The sequence below is a fragment of the Cystobacter fuscus genome, assembly GCF_002305875.1.
Classification (GTDB): Bacteria; Myxococcota; Myxococcia; order Myxococcales; family Myxococcaceae; genus Cystobacter; species Cystobacter fuscus_A.
This window is the reverse complement of record NZ_CP022098.1, coordinates 2,269,876-2,290,491: the sequence shown is the minus strand read 5'-3', so window position 1 is coordinate 2,290,491 and position 20,616 is coordinate 2,269,876. Positions and strand designations below refer to the sequence as shown.

Here is a 20,616-nt window from a genome sequence, read left to right as displayed (position 1 = left end):
ATCGGCAGCTCGGCGGCGCGTCGTAGCTCCTCGCGCGTCGCCCCGCCGCTGGCATGCACGGTCATCCCGTGGGAGATCGCCATGACGCTGAGATCGACATTTGGAAGTACGATCGGCGCTCCGAGGAGCGTTTCCCCCCATGCATCCGGATTTCGAGGTCGAGCTGCGGGTAGCCCTGGCCGAGGGCCTTGTCTCCGAGCAGGAAGCGGACAGTCTGCGCGAGGAGGCTCGGCGCCTGGAGCGCAGTCCCCTGGCGCTGCTCCGTGAGCGAGGCCGTTTGTCCGAGGGGACGCTCCTCTCGATGATGGCCCAGGTCCGGGGTGCCACGCCCCGGGTGGCCGACGCTCGAGACGAGAAGGCTCCCGAGACCCCGGCCTTCCCCGTCAGCGGTTGGGAGCGCTACCAGTGCATGCGCTTCCTCGGCGAGGGGGGAATGGGGCGGGTCTTCCTCGCGCATGATCCACGGCTGAACCGGAACGTGGCCTTGAAGTTCGTCCGGGGTGACGATCCCGAGCTCACCCGGCGCTTCCTCTCCGAAGCCAAGGCCCAGGCACGGGTGAACCACGAGCGGGTGTGCAAGGTCTACGAGGTGGGCGAGGTTCAAGGGCGCGTCTACATCGCGATGCAGTTCATCGAGGGGCGGACGCTGAGCGCGCTCGCCCGCGAGCTCTCCGTCGAACAGAAGGCGCTGGTGCTCCGAGAGGCCGCCGAGGGCGTGCACGAGGCGCACCGCGTGGGTCTCATCCACCGGGATCTCAAGCCCTCCAACATCATGGTGGAGCGCGCGGAGGATGGGACGCTGCGCCCCTACGTGATGGACTTCGGGCTGGCGCGAGACTGGAACGATGGGGCCACCGTCACCGGCGCGGTCATGGGCACGCCCCAATACATGTCGCCCGAGCAGGCTCGCGGCGAGGTCTCCCACCTGGATCGCCGCTCGGACGTCTACAGTCTGGGCGCCACCCTCTACAGTGTGTTGACGGGCCAGCCGCCCATTCCCGGCGGCAACGGCCTGGAGGTGCTCAACAACATCTTCAAGGTGGAGCCACGCCCACCGCGCGCGGTGGATCCGAACATCCCCGCGGACCTCGAGGCCATCGCGCTCAAGTGCCTCGAGAAGGAGCGCTCGGCCCGGTATGACTCCGCGCGCGCCCTGGCCGAGGAACTCGGCCACTTCCTGTCGGGCGAGCCGGTACGGGCCCGCTCCAACGGAGTCTGGTACCGCCTGCGCAAGAAGCTCCGCAAGCACCGGCTCGTGGCATCCGTGGCCTCGGTGGCGGCAGTGCTCGTGCTCCTGGCGCTGGGCCAGACGGTGCTGGCCCGCCGCGAAACCGCCGTGCGCGAGCGCCTGGCCCGGCGCTTCGCCGAGTCCGTGGAACGCATCGAAGCACTGGCGCGCTACTCGGACCTCTCCCACCTGCACGACACGCGCGCGGATCAGCGCGCCATCCGCGCGAGGATGGCGGCGCTCGAGGCGGAGATCCAGGCCGCGGGCGAGCAGGCCGTGGGGCCCGGTCACTACGCGCTGGGGCGCGGCTACCTCGCACTCGGAGACGAGGTCAGGGCTCGCGAGTCCCTCGAGTCCGCCTGGAAGCACGGCTTCCGCGAGCCCCGGGTGGCTTACGCACTGGCCCTGGTGACGGGGCACCAATACCAGGAGCAGTTGCTGGAAGCCGAGCGCCTCCGCGACGCCGAGCGGCGAGAGGCTCGCAAGCGCGAGGTCGAGCGTCGCTACCGGGAGCCGGCGCTGGCCTGGCTCCGTCAGAGTGAAGGTGCCGAGGTTCCCTCCACCGCGTACGTGGCGGCGCTGCTCGCCTTCTACGAGAACCGGTGGGACGAAGCCCTCTCCCTGTTGGACACGCTCGGCACCGAGCTGTCCTGGTTCCATGAGGCTCCCACGCTGCGCGGAGACATCCTCCAGGCCCGCGCCATGCGGAACTGGAACCTGGGCGAGCACGAGCGCGCGCTGGCGGATTTCGAGGCGGGCCGGAAGGCCTATGCCCAGGCGGCGGCGAGCGGCGAGAGCGTGGCCTCGATCTACACGGCCCAGGGAGGGCTGGAGTACGGCGCGCTGATCCTGGAGCTCTACGGGAAGGGCGATGTCGCTCCCCACTACACCCGGGCCCTCGAGGCCGTCTCCCGCGCGCTCGTGGCCATGCCGGAGCATTACGACGCCCGGGTGCTGGAGTCCCGCCTCTACCGGCGGCTCGCCGAGCATCGACGCAATCTGGGCGATTATTCGGAGACCTTGCCGGAGAAGGCGGTGAGCGCCGCGCGGAGCGCGCTGGAGCTCGAGCCCTCGCGTTCGAAGGCCCGGCTGGAGTTGGGGCAGGGTTATTGGATCTGGGGCTATACCCGCCAGAGCCACTCCCTGGATCCGCGCGAGCAACTGCGCAAGGCGGTCGAGAGCTTCGAGAGCATCGCCCCGGAGGAAAGGGATTACGACTTCCACCTCAACCTGGGCATGGTCCACAAGACGTGGGCCGACTACGACGAGCAGGTGGGCGCGGATCCGCTGCCCGGTTACGGCAAGTCGATCGAGTCCTATCTCTCCGCCCTCCAACTGGACGGCCAGGTGCCGGAGGGATGGATCAACCTGGGCATCGCGTACTACACCCGGGCCACCCACCCGCGGGCCCCGGCTCCGGACGGAGATCTCACCCAGGCACTGGCGGCGCTGGACAAGGCCCGGGCCCTCAACCCCGGGCACGTGGTGCCCTACTTCTACGCGGGACTGGCGCATGCGCTCGTGGCCCAGCGGCTGCGCGTGTCGGGAGGTGAGCCCGGTCCCTCGCTGGAGCGCTCCGCGGAGATGTACCGGAAGGGGCTCGAGCTCAGCCCCGGCATTCCCCAGCTCCACAATGGCTTGTGTCTGACACGGGTCCAGCAGGCCCAGGCGGCCTGGGACCGCGGCGGGGATCCATTCCCCGCGCTGGAGCAGGCCCGGACGGCCTGCGAGCAGTCCGTGACCCTCGCACCCGAAAGCGGCTACGGGCACATCAACCTCAGTGAGGTGCTCGCCCATCGAGCCCTGTACCTGCGTGCCCGGGGAGAGGATCCCGGCCCGAGCGTGCGCGCGGCCGACGAGGCCCTGCGGCTGGCACTCCAGTGGCTTCCGGAGAACGCGGGAGCCCTGGCCAACCGCGGCATGGTCCATGCCATCCTGGCCACTTTCGAGCTGGAGCACGGGCGCGATCCCCGCCCCAGCAGCACGCGGGCCGAGGCGGCGTTGCGGCGGGCCCTCGCTCACAATCCGACCCACGCCGAGGCCTGGTACTCCCTGGGTGAGGCGTTGGGGGCCAAGGCGCTCTCTCCAGGAGGACGCCCCCAGGACTCCGAGGAGGCGCTCCAGGCCTTCCAGAAGGGTCTCGAGCTGGCTCCGGAGCGGCAGGAGTTCCGCATCGGCTTCGGGCATTTCCTCCGTCGCTGGTCCACCCGACTGATGCAGGGCAAGCAGGACCCGGGCCCCTCGCTTCAACGAGGGCTGGAGCTGGCCCAGCAGCTCCTCGCGGTTCGTCCCGGATGGCCAGACGCCCGGCTCTTGCGAGGCAGTCTTCTCGCGATCCAGGCGTCGCTCCCCTCCGCTCCCCCCGGACAGAAGCAGGAGTGGCGAAGACAGGCCCGGGAGGATCTCTCCAGCGCGCTCTCCGCCAACCCGGGCTTCCAGCGGGAGTGGGGCGACACCCTCCAGCGCCTCCAGTCCAGCGGGCCCTGAGCCCCTGGGGCCGCGACGTTTCGCGATTGTCGGCGACATGTCGCCGACAGCCGCGCCCCTCCTCCCAGACCCTTCCCCGCGAGGGTTCTCCTCTGAAGAGCCCCCAGAAGAGTTCCAGGGAAATGCTGGCACGCGGCGTGCTCAAGGACACCCCGAGTTCATTCAAGACTCACTGAACCCGGAGTTCCCGCCATGATGTACGCCCCCCGTTGGAAGAAGCTGATGTTCGCCGCCAGCCTCGCCGTCCTCCCCGCCTGCGGGATGGAGGAGCCAAACAGCCCCGAGGCCCAGCCACAGGCCCCCACGGAGCCAGGCCAGACGCGGGCCGCGCTCACGACCGGCCCGGCGAGCTGCCAGGACATCAAGAACGCCAACCCCTCCGCGGCGGATGGCCCCTACGTGCTGTTCCTCGGCGGCGACAGGGCCAGGCCCTGGACGGCCTGGTGCCGCGACATGGCGGGCACTCCCGCCGAGTACCTGTCGCTGCCGTCGACGGGCCCCTCGCTCAACTTCTCCCAGTACACCGCGGGCTACAACAACGGCTGGGGGGCCACCAACGTGCGGACCCTCTTCTCCAAGGTTCGCATCGACCCCGCCACCCTGCGCGTGAGCACCGGTGACCAGACCTTCTCCACCTCCTCCGGGCTGCTGTGGCACGGGGATGCCGTCACCTCCATGGCCTATGCCGCGGCGATGAACTGTGACTTCGGCAACCCCGGCCTGGGCAACGTCGACCTGCGCGGCACGCCCTTCGCGGCGACACCCGGCGAGTTCGTGGCGGTCGGCTACTACGGCTCCGGTGGGGCCACCTACAGCTCGGACAACCAGGTGGTGGACCTGTGGAACCGGGGGGAGTGCGGCTGGATGTCGGTGCAGGGTGCCGACCATCCCTTCAACGGCCGCGGCGCTCAGTTGCAACTCCAGTACAGGCGGAGCACGCCGGCGAGCTGCCAGGACATCAAGACCGCCCATCCCTCCGCGGCGGATGGTGAGTACGTGCTGTACGTCAACGGTGATGCCTCCAAGCCCTGGACGGCCTGGTGCCGCGACATGGCGGGCACTCCCGCCGAGTACCTGTCGCTGCCGTCGACGGGCCCCTCACTCAACTTCTCCCAGTACACCGCGGGCTACAACAACGGCTGGGGGGCCACCAACGTGCGGACCCTCTTCTCCAAGGTTCGCATCGACCCCACCACCCTGCGCGTGAGCACCGGTGACCAGACCTTCTCCACCTCCTCCGGGCTGCTGTGGCACGGGGATGCCGTCACCTCCATGGCCTATGCCGCGGCGATGAACTGCGACTTCGGCAACCCCGGCCTGGGCAACGTCGACCTGCGCGGCACGCCCTTCGCGGCGGCGCCCGGCGAGTTCGTGGCGGTCGGCTACTACGGCTCCGGTGGGGCCACCTACAGCTCGGACAACCAGGTGGTGGACCTGTGGAACCGGGGGGAGTGCGGCTGGATGTCGGTGCAGGGTGCCGACCATCCCTTCAACGGTCGCGGCGCTCAGTTGCAGCTCCAGTACGCGCCGCCTCCCGCGTAGCCCACCACCGGCTCCCAACAGGGGAAAATCTTCGACGGCCAGGTTGCCCTGAACCGCCCTCAGGGCTTGGAAGCCGTCAGGGTGCCGGGCTGTCCCTGCCCGACGATGGGCTCTGGATACTGTCTCAGCTCACTGACGCGCAGGTCATAGCGCGACTCTCCCGAGTCACGGGAGAGCGCGTGGTTCACCTGGAAGACCCTGCTCCCGCGCTCGAGGTCCACGCGTGCCCAGGTGCGATCACTCAGGACTGCATTCTCAGGCAGGAGCAAGGGGAGCTCCCGCTTGAAGAGCCACAAGCTGCCCCCCTGGTGCCGCTCGGCAGAGAGCACGATCTCGAGCTCATCCCCTGGAGCCACCACCAGATACTGTTCGGGCTGATCGCCTGGCTCCCAGGTTCCCTTCCAGTTGATCACCAGCGTGAGGAGTTCCTCGAGCCGCCCTGCTTCGGAACGAACCGGGAAGGACGCGTAGATGTTCTCGGGGATGATCAGTTGATGCTTCGCCACGGTGCTATTCCTTTCGAACCTGCGCCAACGCTTCGCCGCCGACCTACCGCGATTCAGGAGTTCCTGGCGCTCAGGCCAGTCCCAGTTCCTTGAGGCGCCGGTTGAGCGCCTTCTTGGACACCTCCAGGCGCTGGACCATGGCGTCCAGGTCGCCTCCGCACTCCTGATGGCAGGCGGAGATCTCCTCCGCGCTCAGGGTTCCCGCCCTGCGGATGTTCGGGTGCTTGTCGATGAGATCGTAGATGGAGGAGCGCGGAATTCCGAGCGCATCCGCCGCCGACTTGAGATCCCAGGCGTGCCGCCGGAGCGCCGAGAGGAGTTCGTCTCCGGTGACCTCGGTGGACTTGCGGCGAGCCACCGCCGAGGGAGGAGCGGCGGGTGCCGCTGGCTTCGGGATGGGCCCCGCGGCGGCGTCCAGCTCTCCGGCGAGCCGCGAGTCCAGTTGCAGCACGGGCTGCCCCCGGCTGCCAATCACCAACTGCCGGGTGAGGTTGCGCAACTGCCGGATGTTGCCGGGCCACGAGTAGCGCAGCAGGCGCACCGCGAGCGACGCCGGCAACCATGGCTCGGCATAGGGATCCCGGGGCGTCAGGCGGTGGGCCTCGCCAATGGCCTGCAACTCCTCCCGGGCGAAGTGCAGGAACAGCATCCCGATGTCCTCGCGGCGCTCGCGAAGGGGTGGCAGCCGGATCTCATAACCGGCCAGACGATGCAGCAACGGCGCCTTGAAGCGCCCCTCCCGGATGTGCTCCTCCAGGTTGGCATCGGTCGCGGAGATCAGCCGGACATCCGTCTTGATGGGCGTATGCCCACCCACCGGGTACAGCTCGCCGGTCTCCAGCACCCGGAGCAGCATCACCTGCACCTCCGGAGGCGCCTCGCCCACCTCGTCGAGGAACAGGGTGCCCCCCTGGGCCGCCCGGAAGAAGCCCTCGCGCTCCCGGGTCGCTCCGGTGAAGGCACCCCGGTGCGCGCCGAACAGCTCGGCGGCCGCCAGCTCCTTGGGGATGGCGCCCAGGTTCACGCTGAGGAAGGGGTGCCCCTTGCGCGGGCCGTGCTGGTGGATGGCCTGGGCCACCAGTTCCTTGCCCGTCCCGGTCTCCCCCCGGATCAACACCGGGACATGGAGGTCGGCGATGCGCTGGACGTGCTCGCGTACGCGCCGGATGCCAGGGCTCTCGCCCACCATGCCCAGCGTGTCACCGGGTGCTCGCGCCCTGCCCGAGTCCTGGTGCAGCAACAACACCACCCGGCCCGAGAGCTCCAACAGCACGCCCGCCGCCAGCTCCTCCGGCGTGAATTCACGGCTCGTCACGAGCTGCTCGTCCACCACCACCCGGGTTCCGCCCTCGCCCACGCGCAGCCGGAGCCGCCCCCCTTCACCCGGTGAGAACACGAGGGGGTTGCGGCTCACGAAAGGGTCGGACAGGGGCTGCCCGAAGGTCTCTCCAGGCCGGGTGAAGTTCGGGCCGTTGCGGGACAGAGCCACCTCCCGGCCGGAGGCGATCCCCTCCAGCAGGAGCCGCTCTCCAGCCCGAGTGGCCGTGGGATGGGAGAAGAGGGTCAGCACCGGCACCACCTGGTCGGCGGATGCCGCGGCGCGCCGCTCGTGGCCAATGGCCGTGGAGACCTCGGCGACCAGCGGGGGGGACTGGGAATCGCGGGGCTCGGAGCGGGACATCGCCCACGACTGTAGCACTTCCTTCCCGCGGCCCGTTCCACGGATCGCCGGACGTGCCCTCAAGGGGCATGCTGGCACGACGCGTGCTCGAGGGCACCCGAACCCCGAGTCTCTTCCCAACCGCAGAAGGACCCACCATGAAGAACAGCCGTCTCCGAGGACCCGCCACTTCCGTTCCCCTGAACTCGAGCAGCCGTCACTGGCGCGCATTCCTCATGAGCGCCGCGCTCACCACGAGCGTGGGATGCGGCATGGAGGCGCCATTCGCCCTCGACGATGTGGCCTCGAGCATGGTGGTGGAGTCTCCCTCCACGCAGCAGGGCAACGTCCTGTATGGCTATTGGAACGGCTCGGGCGGGATGAACCCTTCCAGCCCGGCCAACCGGCAGTTCATCGTGGACTACACCGGACCCGCCAGCACGGTGACGTTCCATCTCACCGCGTCACTCGACACCTACCTCTATCTGCTGGATGCGAATGGCAACGTCCTCGCCCAGGACAATGACAGCGGGGGAAGCCTCACCTCGCGCTTGTCCTATTCCCTGTCACCGGGCACCTACAAGCTCGTCGCGGCGACCGCTTCCGGTGGGCAGAGCGGGGAGTTCACGCTGCGCTCGGACAAGGTGGTCATGCGCTACCCCCAGCGGCTCTACGTCCAGGGAGCGACCGCGTTCAACTGGGTCTACGACGACCACGGGACGGGGGCCGACAACGACGTGGCCATCTGGCGCGCCAACCTCGGCCAGACCCCCGGTTACTACTCGCTGGGCGACGTGGCCCAGCCCTTCCATGGCTCGGCGCCCCGGACGAGCTTCGTGGCCTACGGCGAGGGGGATGTGCTGGCGCGGCCCGTCGACTACGCCTGGGTGTGGAGCGACTGGGGCTCGGGCGGCACCCATGACGTCTCCATCTGGGAGCCGCTGCCCGCCGCGGGCTACACCTGCCTGGGCACCGTCACGGTACTCGGTTACGACAAGCCCTCGACCGATCTCATCCGCTGCGTACGCGGCGAGTACGTGCTCCCGGCGAACCCCTCCTGGCTCTGGAATGACGAGGGTTCGGGCGCGGACCACGACGTGGGTATCTGGCAGGTGCAGCCCCGGGACCATCGAGGCCTGGCGCTCTCCACCTTCATCGCCCGGCCCAGCCACTCGGACACCGGCGGCAACCGCTACTGGGTCCTCAACAAGAGCGCCCTCGCCAACCCGGAGATGAAGGGCGTGCCCGTGGATGCCGTGACGGCCTCCCAGTACGCGCCGCTCGTGTGGCTGCATCCGGAGGAGCACTACTTCCCGTCCTCGGTCGAGTTCTTCCTCCCCAACGTGCACGAGTCCGGTGGGCACATGGTCACCAACCAGTCGCTGGGGTGTGACTCCTGCACGGATCCCCAGTTCCTCGATGGTCAGCGGCCGGGCCAGGTGCCCATCTACGCGGAGATCATCAACCGCACCCAGAACGGCCAGCCGACCAACACCACGGACATCGTCTACTGGACCTTCTACCCGTACAACAACGGCAAGCGCGTGTGCATCGGCTTGTACGATTCGCGCCTTGGCTGTCTGGGCGGCTACTCCACGTTCGGCAACCACGTGGGGGATTGGGAGCACTTCACGGTGCGCTTCGTGGATGGCCGGCCGTCGCGGATGTTCCTGAGCCAGCACGCGGGAGGGCAGACGTTCGACTTCGGGGACAAGAACGTGGCCGTGGCGGGCTTCCACCCGGAGGTGTACGCGGCCCTGGGCTCGCACGGCATCTACCCGGACGCCGCCCGGCACATCTACAAGAACCTCCCCAACGGGGACTTCCTCGCCGATGACACGGGCCGTGGCATCCCCTGGTACACCTGGAACAGCACCGTGCCCTTCTCCTGGCGGTCACCGGGCACGTATGACGGGAGCCTGTCGTGGCTCAACCTCACCAGCCGTTGGGGCAATCCGAAGTCGGGCTGCGGTATCGTCGAGCAGGTGAGTGGTGAATGCGTGCTCAACGACGGACCCACCGGCATCATGGACAAGTCCGCCTCCAATCCCGCGAACCCGGGGCTGGACTGAGATGAAGGCACGGCAAAACGCCATGAGCTGCCCTGGGAGTATCTCTCGGGGCAGTTCCAGTGGCCTACCCTCCACTCGCATGGAATGCTTCGAGGATTTGTGCTGCGGACATCGTCGGAGTCACCTTCACCTCGCCATTCATGCTCTCGTCGCAGAAGAGGAGGGACACATGAGAAGGCACGAGGGAGCGACACCACCGGACGAACTCTGAAATCTCCCGAAGAGAGACACCTTCGAATGTCATGGAGCTCCTCGTCTTGTGAAGCAAACCCTCCAGTCGCGAATCAGCCATGGGGACATGGAACTCCAAGGTATAGCTTCTCTCGGGATTGGAGATTGGCATCACCGTGGCGCCGGGCCAGCTCGCGCACACATGGAACGCCAGGTCAGATGCGGATGGCAGGCCGCCGTCTTCCGCGATGATGAAGAACTTCATTTGATTCTCCTGTCTCAGGGACGGACAACAACCCCACCTGGAATGCCAAATTTCTTCAGGAGTGCCTCGAAAAGGAATGAGCATGTCCAGAACCATGGCTCAGGCAGTCTCGCCACAGCTCGAGCCAGAAATGAACGGACTTCTCTCAGCGTTACCCACGTGATTGACCTCAAGCAGCCTCGCCTTTCCATGCGGGCACCGTCCACCCAGACTTCCTCTCCACCTCTGGAAACCTGAACTTCCTCCGGCCCCTCCTCGTTGCGCTGATACTTGTAGGCACCTGTGGGTCATCTCGGACGGACCACCTGCTCGGCGCCATCGCCACCGCGCGGCCCCGTTGGCTCTGCAGCGCATCCACGGTACGGGGAGGCCATCCTCTCCCTCGTCGGCCGCATGTCCTCCTGAAGCGCCCTCCGCCAGGGGGATTGGGTTTTCCGCTGACGAAGCAATTTTCCAGACGGGAGCGCCTCCACCTGGCCTGGTGGGCTTCGCGCTGACGTGTGCGCGGGCTCCCCCCTTGCATCCAGGCTGGACGTATTTCCGCTCCTCTGCTCGTGCAGGCAACGGTTCGTTTGCCCGAACGGGTTGCCAATTGCCAATAATGAGCGCCTCGGGAATCCAGTCGGGCCGATGATGGCGGGCCAGTGGGAACGGAAAGAGGCCACATGAAGAACGCGGTGGAAAAGCGGCTGGGATGGCTGCACAACCAGTGGGTGGAGTTCGCTCAGGCGCCTGATGCGCGGCTGCTGCGCTGGTTGGTGGAGCCGAGCGAGGCACGCATGGTGGAGGCCTGGCTGAAGAAGGAGGGCGATGAGCGCACCGGGGAATGTCCGGACCTCTTCCTGCGCCTCGACACCCCATTCTTGCAGCCGGAGACGTATGGGCTCGAATTGCGCGCGGCCCTGGTGGCGATGGTGGAAGAGAGCCAGGAGGGGGTAAGCCTCGGGCGGATGACTCCCGGACAGTCAGGGGTGGAGGCATTCTTCGGTGCCTGCGAGGCGCTGCACCGCCATTACGAGTCCGTGTGCGAGGTGCTAGAACACCGACCGATTTAAAAACCACATCATCCCACCTGCTGCTGGGACAACTCTAGATGGCGTTGCCATGTCTCCAAATTCTGGATGCTGGCCGCACGTCGTAGATCAAAGACGTTCTTACGCACGCCCCGATAGCGCGCACGACGCCCCTGTCGTCGCGCTATATGGGCTTGTCGATGTTCCACCCCTACTCGCTTCCTGAGTCGCTCTCGCCCAGCAGGTGTCTTCATTAATTTGCGCAACTTGTGCTGGAGCGCTTCATCTTCACTGATTGCCACAGTCCGTCCTTGTCCTATCTGGGCTTGTGTACATTTCTCGCGCAATGGACAAGTCTCACAGTCCTTTGTCGCGAATTCGACTGTCTTTCCCAGTTCGAAGCGCATTGTCTTCCCCTCCGGACACGTGATGGTCCGGCTTCGCATATCTATTTTGAAGTCTGACTTCGCGAACAACTCCCCATTGCGTGCCTTCCACGGCTTGCTCAGCACTTCCCCTCCCTCCTCGAGCACGCTGTCCACGATACTGCTGTTGATATACCCCCGGTCTATGTGTAACTCGTCAATCTTCACTCCTTGCTTCTCCATGTCCTTCTCAAGCGCCGGTGTTGCCTCCGCTTCAGGTCGGTTGGCGGGCGTCACAGCACATGCCAGGATGAGTTCTTCGTCCAGCGCCGTGGCCACATGCTGCTTGAATCCGTTGAAGCGCTTGCTTTTGCTCTTGCGTCCATGACGCATCTCCCCATCTTCTACCGACACTCGTCTCTCTTCCGCCACTTGCTGGCGAACGCGGACACCTCCTCCTTCTGGGTCCGGCTCCAGGTCCTGCTTGCGAATCTGCTCGAGAGTCTGAACGTGTTCCCTCAAAGGCTCCTCTTCCATCTCCTCTGCCAGATTCTTTCTTAGCCAGGACATCATGCTTTCCACTTGCTCGAGCAGGGCTTGCAGCGCTTTCTTTTTCTGCCCCGCTTCGCTCCAGTCCACATCCAATCCCTTCTTGATACTTTTTTCCAACAACAAGGGAATACCCGCCTCTCGGCAGGCCTGCTGCTTGGAACATCCCAGCAGCTTCGCCACGCACATCATCACCTTGCGCGCTGCGTGTCCTACCAGGTTGATGGTGTCCTCTACCCGGCCAGCTCCCTCCAGTGGCTTTGAGTCAATCGCCACTCGCAACAGCGTCTTGAGCTTTCGCTCACCGAACTCTTTCTGTTCCCGCGCCACCTCGACTGTCTTCTCCAGGAGGCGCCGGTCCATTTGGTTTCTCATCAGCCGCTGACGAAACTCATACAACGACCCCTGGGAGAACGCCGGCTCGCTGTGACCCAACCAGCCCAACACCATCTGCACTCTCAAGTCGAAGACCGTCAGTTCCACCAGGGTGGCATCCGACACTCCCATGTATCCCTGTAAGAGTATTGCCATTGCCATCAGCCCGGGTGCTATAGCCACTTTCCCTGCTCCTGTCTGGCGGTACATGGAGGCCAGTTCCGCCTGAAAAGCCTCATCCATCAGCTTGTGCCGATTCAGACGCAGAAAAGCGAACAGCTTGCCGTTACGGCTCATCCGTTCGACAATCTGTTGCTCTTGCTCGTTCAACTCCCGCGGAGGAGTCCATCGAGCTATCTCTCCGGTCACCTTCGGCGGACTGACGGCTAAGGTCATGTGCCGACCTGATCAAATTCAGCCACTGTTGTCCACCCCCTCACGTAAATCCCTGATTTTACTAAAAAATCAAATCGGTCGGTGTTCTAGCGGTGGTGCTGGTGCCGGGCGAGGTGGCGGATGCGAAAGCGTGGTGGCAGTGGCTGCACGAGGCATTGGCGTACCTGCGCTCGCCGAATGTGCGGGTGGTGGTGCTGGATGATGTGCGGGTGAGGGTGTTGGAGCCGCTGGCGCGGGCGGAGCCGAAGCGGGTCAGGACGAGCGTGGCGGACCTGGACATGCCAGGGGCGATGGAGGAGGTGGCTCGTGGGGCAGCGGGCCTGGATCCGGCGGGAGGGCGCTACCGGGAGTTGCTGGTGCGATTGGGCAATGCGGCGGGCCGCGGCGAACTCAATCTGGTGACGCGGCTGGGGGAGGAAGCGGCGTCATTGGCGGCCGGAGAGGGCTGGCCGGCGCTGGTGGTGGCGGCGCGCTGGGCCATGGGTGCGGCGCTCCTGGTGGCCAGCAAGCCCACGGAGGCGCTGGAGCACTACCGCAAGGCGGAGGGGGCCGCGGTGGATGCCGAGGCCAGGGGCGAGGTCCAGGGGGCCGAGTTGAGGCTGAAGTCTCGCATGGCGATGGGGGCGGTGCTGGTGACGATGCAGGAGTGGGCACAGGCAGCCGTGCTCTACGAGGAGACGGCGCCCATGGCGCGAAAATTGGTGGATGCGCGCCTGGAGCTGGAGTGCTGGCGCATGGCGAGTTTCTGCCGGGAGTCCGTCCATGAACTGGACAAGGCCTGGGAAGCCACTGAGCAGGCCTGGAGCGTAGGGCTGGCGCTCGAGCCAGAGGCACGCTCCACCTCGACACTGCCCTATGTGGCGGAGGCCCGGGTGCGGCTGGGCCAAGCTCGCCAGGGGGAGGCCGCCGCGCGGCGTCTGGAAGTCGAGGCCGAGTCGCTCCTGGGTAACGATTGGCGGCCCGATACCCAGGCCGCGGGAGGTCAAGCGGCATGATGCCTGCGGTCAAGCACCTGGACCCGGTGTTGGGAATCGACATCCATTTCATCATTACCCCTCCCGGGGCGGTGGTGCCCATTCCCCACCCGCATATCGGCATTGTCTTCGACCCGTTCGACTACATCCCCATCATCGGTTCCACGGTGTTGGTCAACGGCTTGCCGCGAGCGCAAGCGGGTACGGGCGGAGTGACACTGCCTCCCCACTTCCCCATTGGAGGCGTCTTCGCCAAGCCGCCTGGCAACGAGAACGAGACCTTCATGGGCAGTTCCACCGTCATGGTGGACGACGAGCCCTTCACCTACATGACGCTGCCGGTGCTGAGTTGCCAGGACATCGGCATGCCCTCGCCGCCGCGCAAGAAGGGGCCGGGCGCCAAGACGCTGCTGCTTCCCACCTCGATTGCCCTGTCCATTCCGGCGGGTCCCCCGGTGATAGTGGGCGGGCCTCCGACGATTTCCCTGTCAGGGCTGATGATGAAGCTGGCCCTGGGCGCACTGCTCAAGGGATTGAAGAAGCTGCGCAATCTGCAGAAGGCCAGCCGGAAGATGAGTGACGTGTCCGACCGCATCCACAAGGCGGCGAACAAGGTCATGGACAAGGTGGGACTGGGCGAGCGGGCGCGCGATCGGATTCACAAGGCCATCTGCACGCTGACGGGACACCCCGTGGACGTGGTGACGGGGCGGGCGGTGACCAAAGCGGTGGATTGGGAATTGCCGGGCCCCATTCCGCTCAAGTTCGAGCGCAACTACTCCTCGAGCCTCTGCGAGCGCGATTCGGCGGTGGGCCACGGCTGGAGCCACTCGCTGGACCTGGCGGTGTGGGAGGAACAGGGGAAGGTGGTGTACCGAGCGGAGGATGGGAGGGAGATCGCGTTCGATATGAGCCAGTTCCCCAGGCAACGGGCGCCCTTGGGCCAGGCGGTGTACGAGCCGATGGACCGGCTGACCCTGCGGCGCATGGGGGAACTGCAGTGGAGCGTGGAACTGGCGAATGGGCTGGTGCACGAGCTGCGCTTTGTCGGGGGCGAGGACCCTGGACTGTGCCGGGTGACTCGCACGCGCAACCGGGCCGGGCATGCCATTCATTACGAGTATGACAGCCGTGGGCGGCTGGAGTGGGTGGTGGACAGCGCCAGGAGGCGGCTACGGTTCGAACACGACGCCAAGGGGCGGCTGGTGAGGACATGGCTGCCTCACCCCACGCAGCCGGGCCTCGTGCCCTACAACCGCTATGTGTACTCGGAGGCAGGAGATCTGGTGGAGGCACATGACGCGCTCGCGCATGCGGCCCGCTACCAATATAGCGGCCACCTGCTGGTGCGCGAGACCGACCGCACGGGCCTGAGCTTCCACTTCGAGTACGACGGCCAGGGAGCCGAGGCCTGGTGCGTACACACCTGGGGCGACGGCGGCATCCATGATCACCGGCTCTTCTATGACAAGGAGAGGGGCGTCACCGAGGTCACCAACTCCCTGGGCCACACCACCACCTACTACTCCGATGGGCGCGGCGTGGTGGTGAAGGAGGTGGACCCGCTGAGCAATGTCTGGCAACGCGAATATGATGACGCCCTGCGCCTGGTAAAGGAAGTGGACCCGCTTGGGCGCGTCCAACGCTATACGTATGATGCTCGGGGTAACTGCGTTGGCTTCGAGGGCGCTGATGGCGCCAAGGTATCCATCCAGTATGATGAGCAAGGGAATCCCAGTGTGATTGTGGATCCCCGCGGCAATACCTGGCGTTGGAATCATGACTCCTATGGCCAGATGCTGTGGTCCGAAGATCCACTGGGGGAGCGGACGCGCTTTGTCTACGAAAGGGGTCTGCTCCGGCAGATTGTCTACCCAAATAGTGCCCGACTGGCGTTGGACTACGACAATTCCTACAGTATCTCGCGTCTTCAACTCGCTAATGGCGCCGAGGCACACTACACCCATGATCGATTGGGGAGAGTCATCAAGGTCGCGGAGCCAGAAGGTGGTGCCCATCACCTGCGCTACGACGCAGAGGGTCGAGTGGTCGAGTCAAGAGAACCAGACGGTAACGTGAGTCGGTTCCAGTACGATGCCGAGGGGAACCTGGTTGCGCTACAAGATAATGACTCGGAGGCTCGCTTTGGCTATCAGGGCTTCCATCGGCTGGCATGGCGGCAGGATGCCGGGAGCACGATACGCCTGAAATATGATACCGAGGGTCACCTGCTCGAGGTAAGGGATCAGGCCGGTCATGCGACCCGCTTCGTACTCGATCCTCGAGGGTTTCCTGTAGAAGAGTATGTCGCCAATGAGCACCCATTCTGCTATGGGTACGATGGCGCAGGCCAGTTGGTTCGCATCCAACGGCCCAGCGGTTCCACCACGGAGTGCACTTATGATGAGGCGGGCCGCCTTGTCCACAGACTCTATTCGGGTGGTGGAGAGGAGCGTCTGGCCTACCAACTGGATGGCTCACTCGTAGAGGCAGTGGGCGAGGGAGGGACTGTCCGGTTCGAGTATGATGCTGCTGGCCGGCTCCTGCGCGAGAGTCAGGGCGACCACTGGGTAGCCGTGCAATACGACGCATCGGGCGAGCGGAGCCGGCTGGCATCCTCCTTGGGGCTGCAGGCTACGTTTGTCAGAGATGCCATGGGTGATCTCCGTTCGTTGGGCGTCGAGGCGGAGGCCAACACGAGCAGGCTCGACTTCTTGCGCAATCCCTTGGGGCGTGAACTGGAGCGCCGTCTGCCTGGAGGTGTGGCCATCTCCTGGCGTTATGATTCTGCTGGCCGCCCCGAGATGCGCCAGGTGCACAATGGACCGGGACGAATTCATGCAACACTTTTCCATTGGCGGAGCAGGGATCGCCTACTGTCCTTGACGGACGATTTGCGTGGCACGACCCGCTTTCAGCATGACCCTCTCGGTCAACTGACCGCAGCGCACCTGCCTGACGGTACGTGGCAGTTCAGACATGTGGACGTCAGTGGCAATCTGTTCCGCCAAATGGACCGCTCGGACCGGCGCTACGGCCCGGGCAACATCCTCGAGGAGGCGGATGGCACCCGTTATCTTCATGACGTGGATGGCAACCTGGTGGCCAAGGTGCGTCCTGATGGCTCACGCTGGAGCTACCGGTACAATGGCTCGGGTCTGCTCAAAGAGGTGGTGACTCCCACAGGTGAACTCGTCTCGTTCACATACGATGCTCTGGGGCGCCGTGTCCGCAAGCGTGTCGGAGCCAGGGAAACTCGATGGTTGTGGGATGGCCAGGTCGTGCTTCACGAACTGGAAGACGAGCAAGAGCCAGTGACATGGGTGTTTGACACGGAGAGCTTTGCTCCGCTTGTCAAGGTACAAGGCGGGCAACATTATTGCGTGAGCTCTGATCACCTCGGTACACCCATCGGACTCTATGATGTCGCAGGCCAACTCGCTTGGTCCATGCAACTCGATGTTTTTGGAGTGGGTATGCCCGATACCTCACGGACGGACTGTCCATGGAGGTGGCCTGGGCAATACGCCGATTCGGAGACGGGGCTTTATTACAATCGCTTCCGCTACTATGACCCCGAACTGGGCCGCTACACGACTCCGGATCCTCTGGGACTGGTTGGAGGGTTGAACGCCTACGCTTATACAATCGATCCGCTCGCTTTCCTGGACCCCCTGGGCGAGATGCCATGGAGTTGGAATCCCAATGGCATGGGTCACCACCTCGTTCCTCGTGGCAAGGCCAACAGCCTGGGCCTCCAGCATCTAGGTACCAAGTTCAACACCCCAACATTCTTCCCAACGCCTTATCATTCTGGTATGCACGAGGAACTTCACCGCGCAGTGAAGCCCCAGTTGGGCAAGATCCAGGGACCCTGGAAGGGCACTGACAAGCAACTTTTTTCCGCGCTCCGTAAGGGGCTCAAGGGGATGACCATGCGCGGTGATCTGCGCATCCCTGCCACGGGGGAGGTTCTCGCCCGCAACGTAACACCTTTGCAGGCGTTCAACCGACTCATGAAGTGGAATCGTGAGCAGGTGGGGAAGAAGGCTCCAAAATGCACCTAGGAAGAGTCGACACCGATTTCAACGGGCTCGTGTTGTTCGATCCCTCCGCGCTGCGCCAGCACTATGGGGGCAGGATTCGCGAGGGGACGGACCTCTTCACACGCTATGTATCCACTGAGGAGGGGGATGAGGTGCTCTCCAAGGGTCTCATCGTCCCTGTGTTGGCGATCGACGACGCCGGCTACGACGTCGCTGTCCATCTGTCTTCGGAGCCCTATGCACCGCCGGGAGAGGTGCTGGTGGAGAATGGCAAGTACGCCCTCCGAGTGGTGGAGCAGTTGGTCGTCGCGGACTTGCTCGTGCTTAAGGAGTGGAGCAATAAGTTTGAATCCTGGAAGGATACGGGAATACACCCTGGCATCTACGCCGTGACGGTGCGCGGTTTCAGGGTCATGGCAACGAAAGGGCGCAAGAGACAGATCGTCCACGCTGGTTATGAATTCGTGCTGGAGCCCAAGCGGAAGCTTCCGAAGGTCTCCGCCGATACCGGCAAGGACATGAAGGTGCTTAGGCTCGACTGATCATGGCGAATGAGATGCCTTGGAAGCGGGTGGTCAGCGAGTGGAGTCCCCTGGAGCAGCGCGGGGACGTGAGAGCGGAGGACTGGGTGCGGCTGGTTCCGGTGGTGGGACCGGAACTGGCCGAACTCGGGCCCGCACAACCCGTCCCCCTGGACACGGATGGAATCCCCCTGCGCCCACGCGAGCGCCTCATCGATCGCAAGTTGGCGCCATTGCATGACCTGATGGAGCCCGGCGGTGGTCCGGACCTGGTGTGCTCGGAGCGGTTCGTGCGGGCGTTGGAGGCCGCGGGAGCCACGGGGTGGACGGCCACGCTCGTGCCTCACGTGACCCCCCACCGTGTGGCGGGCCACCGACTCTACCGGCTGGACACCGAGGGCCATACGGGGCCTCTGCTGGACACACAACTCCGCCTCAATCGGCTCAACCCGCAGACCTTCCACCCCCAGGGCACGGACGAGCGGCTCAATGGTGTTCCCCTTACCCCCGTTCGCTTCGATGCACGAGGGTGGTCCGGGCATTCCGTTTGCTGGTCTCCATGGTTCAATGGACCGCGTAGCTGGTGGCGGGCCCTCCTCATCCGGGGAGATGTCTTCCTGGCCCTCCAGCAGCATCTCGAAGCTCCGGTTCTGCGCATCGACCGGGTGACCTGGGAGGGGGAATCGCACGCCCGACCAGTGCAGCCCGGCCACCGGCTGGGGCCGCAAGAGCCACCGCCTGAGGCGCCCGGCCTGGATGAGGTGCTCGCGCGAGTGGAAGGCGAGGCGGAGCGTTACCAGCACACGCTCTCCGCTGAAGCCAGCGATGCGGAACTCGCACACGCCTTCAACCGGTTGGGGTTGACTCCCCCTGAGCCCTTGCGCCGATTGCTCGCCCGCCATAACGGGGCCCGGCTCTTCCAGGGCGCGCTCGTGCTTCATGGTGTGGGCGCACAGGGCTCCCTGGTGAGCCGCAATGAGGAATTGGTGCAATTTCCCTGGTATCGCCGTGAGCTGGGTTGGGTGGTGTTCGGCGAGGCGGCTGGAGGGCAGGTTCTCTGGGCCGTGGATGCCCAGGGCCGTGTGCGTGGCCTGGGGCGTGATGAGATTGTCTATGGCCCAGATGAGCCCTTGCACCAATGGTTCTCGGACCAAGTAGCGGACCTGCGCTACGCCTGGGACCACGACGGGCAGCTGCCCTGGACCGAGCGTGTCATGCGCGGTTGATGCCTCGCACGCGCTGGCCGCCTGTCGTCCCGAGTGGGATTGATCCGGTTACGTGGCTCTCCCGCACATCATGTGGTTCAGCATGGGGTTGACGCACCGAAACAGTGGCGGGCTGCGGAGGAAATCCCCATCTTCGGGTCCCCTCATTCCATGGAGACCCCATGCGTTCGTTCCTCCTGGCCATCACCGCGCTCGCGATGGCTTCCTGCGCCCACCAGGCCCCTGGCTCCTCCCAGGGATCCACGTCCTCCCCCGCCCTGGAGCTGGTGGCCAGCTCGCCCCGTCAGTGGACGGGGATCGCCGTGTCCAAGAAGGGTCGCATCTTCGTCAACTTCCCCCGCTGGTCCGAGGACGTCCCCGTCTCCGTCGGCGAGCTGAAGAACGGCGAGATCGTCCCCTATCCCAACGCCACCTGGAACACCTGGACGCCCGAGACGCAGGATCCCCAGCGCTTCACTGCGGTGCAGAGCGTGGTCATCGACGACCAGGATCGGCTCTGGGTGCTCGACACCGGCAACCCCCAGTTCAAGGGCGTCATCACCCCGCCCCGGCTCCACCAGTTCGACCTCACCCGCGACGAGCTGGTGCGCAGCTACACCTTCGCGCCCGAGGTCTCCTCCGGCGACAGCTATCTCAATGACGTGACCTTCGACACGAAGCGCAACGTCGCCTACCTCACCGACTCGGCGGCCGGAGGCCTCGTGGTGCTCAACCTCGAGAGCGGCAACGCCCGCCGGGTGCTCGCGAAGCACCCCTCCACCCATGCCGAGGACAAGCCCCTCACGGTGATGGGCCGGACGATGAAGAAGCTCATCCAGTCCGACGGCATCGCGCTCTCCCCGGACCGCGAGACGCTCTACTGGGCGGCGCTCACCGGCCACGTGCTGTGGCGCATCCCCACCGCGGCCCTGCTCGACGCCCAGCAGAACGACGAGGCGCTCGCCCAGCGCATCGAGCGCGTGCACACCATCGTCGCCCCGGACGGCATCATGTTTGACCGCAACGGGACACTCTGGCTCGGCGGCCTGGAGGACAGCTCCATCCGTCGCTACGTTCCCGGCGGTGCCTACACGCAGTTCATCCAGGACAACCGCCTGCGCTGGCCCGACAGCTTCGCCCAGGGCCCCGATGGGAAGATCTACGTCACCACCTCGCAGATCCACCTGCCCCCCGCGGAGCGCGGCCCGTACGAGATCTACCGCTTCACGCCCTGAGCCTTC

13 protein-coding genes are annotated in these 20,616 nt (G+C 65.4%); 9 read left to right on the top strand and 4 right to left on the bottom strand.

Translation table 11 applies throughout. From position 1 onward, the window contains the following. Window positions 1-139 precede the first annotated feature (139 nt). Together CYFUS_RS09515 and CYFUS_RS09510 are read left to right on the top strand one after the other, a co-directional pair. Window positions 140-3,715, top strand: coding sequence for a protein kinase domain-containing protein (locus CYFUS_RS09515; protein WP_095984934.1), 3,576 nt, complete (start codon window positions 140-142; stop codon window positions 3,713-3,715). Between the two features lie 192 nt (window positions 3,716-3,907). Beyond that, window positions 3,908-5,257, top strand: a complete 1,350-nt coding sequence (locus tag CYFUS_RS09510; protein WP_095984933.1) for a GON domain-containing protein — start codon at window positions 3,908-3,910, stop codon at window positions 5,255-5,257. 59 nt (window positions 5,258-5,316) lie between these two features. On the opposite strand, the gene CYFUS_RS09505 is transcribed toward CYFUS_RS09510, so the two are convergent. Together CYFUS_RS09505 and CYFUS_RS09500 are read right to left on the bottom strand one after the other, a co-directional pair. Continuing rightward, on the bottom strand, window positions 5,317-5,763 hold the full coding sequence (locus CYFUS_RS09505; protein WP_095984932.1) for a hypothetical protein: 447 nt from the start codon (window positions 5,761-5,763) through the stop codon (window positions 5,317-5,319). A 70-nt stretch (window positions 5,764-5,833) separates the two neighbouring features. Then, entirely contained in the window at window positions 5,834-7,444 is a 1,611-nt protein-coding gene (locus CYFUS_RS09500; protein WP_232537470.1) for a sigma 54-interacting transcriptional regulator, read from the bottom strand. A 137-nt stretch (window positions 7,445-7,581) separates the two neighbouring features. Between CYFUS_RS09500 and CYFUS_RS09495 the strand changes: the two genes are divergently transcribed. Then, a complete protein-coding gene (locus CYFUS_RS09495) occupies window positions 7,582-9,495 on the top strand; it encodes a Vps62-related protein (protein WP_232537469.1) in 1,914 nt (637 codons plus the stop codon). A 64-nt stretch (window positions 9,496-9,559) separates the two neighbouring features. Here the strand turns inward: CYFUS_RS09495 and CYFUS_RS09490 are convergent, their stop codons facing one another. Further along, window positions 9,560-9,931 (bottom strand): hypothetical protein, encoded by a 372-nt coding sequence (locus tag CYFUS_RS09490; RefSeq protein ID WP_095984930.1) that lies wholly within the window; start codon window positions 9,929-9,931, stop codon window positions 9,560-9,562. A 665-nt stretch (window positions 9,932-10,596) separates the two neighbouring features. Between CYFUS_RS09490 and CYFUS_RS09485 the strand changes: the two genes are divergently transcribed. Next, a complete protein-coding gene (locus tag CYFUS_RS09485; protein ID WP_095984929.1) occupies window positions 10,597-10,986 on the top strand; it encodes a hypothetical protein in 390 nt (129 codons plus the stop codon). An 8-nt stretch (window positions 10,987-10,994) separates the two neighbouring features. Here CYFUS_RS09485 and CYFUS_RS09480 read toward each other — a convergent pair whose 3' ends face one another. Next, a complete protein-coding gene (locus CYFUS_RS09480; RefSeq protein ID WP_095984660.1) occupies window positions 10,995-12,629 on the bottom strand; it encodes an IS1182 family transposase in 1,635 nt (544 codons plus the stop codon). Between the two features lie 92 nt (window positions 12,630-12,721). Between CYFUS_RS09480 and CYFUS_RS09475 the strand changes: the two genes are divergently transcribed. From CYFUS_RS09475 to CYFUS_RS09455, 5 genes are all read left to right on the top strand, one after another. Continuing rightward, the gene (locus CYFUS_RS09475) at window positions 12,722-13,624 is read left to right on the top strand and encodes a hypothetical protein (protein ID WP_095984928.1); all 903 of its coding nucleotides are present in this window, start codon (window positions 12,722-12,724) and stop codon (window positions 13,622-13,624) included. Then, on the top strand, window positions 13,621-17,670 hold the full coding sequence (locus tag CYFUS_RS09470) for a DUF6531 domain-containing protein (RefSeq protein ID WP_095984927.1): 4,050 nt from the start codon (window positions 13,621-13,623) through the stop codon (window positions 17,668-17,670). The genes CYFUS_RS09475 and CYFUS_RS09470 overlap by 4 nt, the downstream gene beginning before the upstream one ends. After that, window positions 17,661-18,191 carry a hypothetical protein gene (locus CYFUS_RS09465; RefSeq protein ID WP_095984926.1) on the top strand — a complete coding sequence of 177 codons (531 nt, stop codon included), beginning with the start codon at window positions 17,661-17,663 and terminating at the stop codon, window positions 18,189-18,191. The genes CYFUS_RS09470 and CYFUS_RS09465 overlap by 10 nt, the downstream gene beginning before the upstream one ends. Window positions 18,192-18,205: 14 nt before the next feature. Next, a complete protein-coding gene (locus CYFUS_RS09460; protein ID WP_157758355.1) occupies window positions 18,206-19,396 on the top strand; it encodes an SMI1/KNR4 family protein in 1,191 nt (396 codons plus the stop codon). Window positions 19,397-19,557: 161 nt separating this feature from the next. Then, complete coding sequence (locus CYFUS_RS09455) at window positions 19,558-20,610, top strand: SMP-30/gluconolactonase/LRE family protein (RefSeq protein ID WP_095984924.1); 1,053 nt, start codon at window positions 19,558-19,560, stop codon at window positions 20,608-20,610. Window positions 20,611-20,616 lie beyond the last annotated feature (6 nt).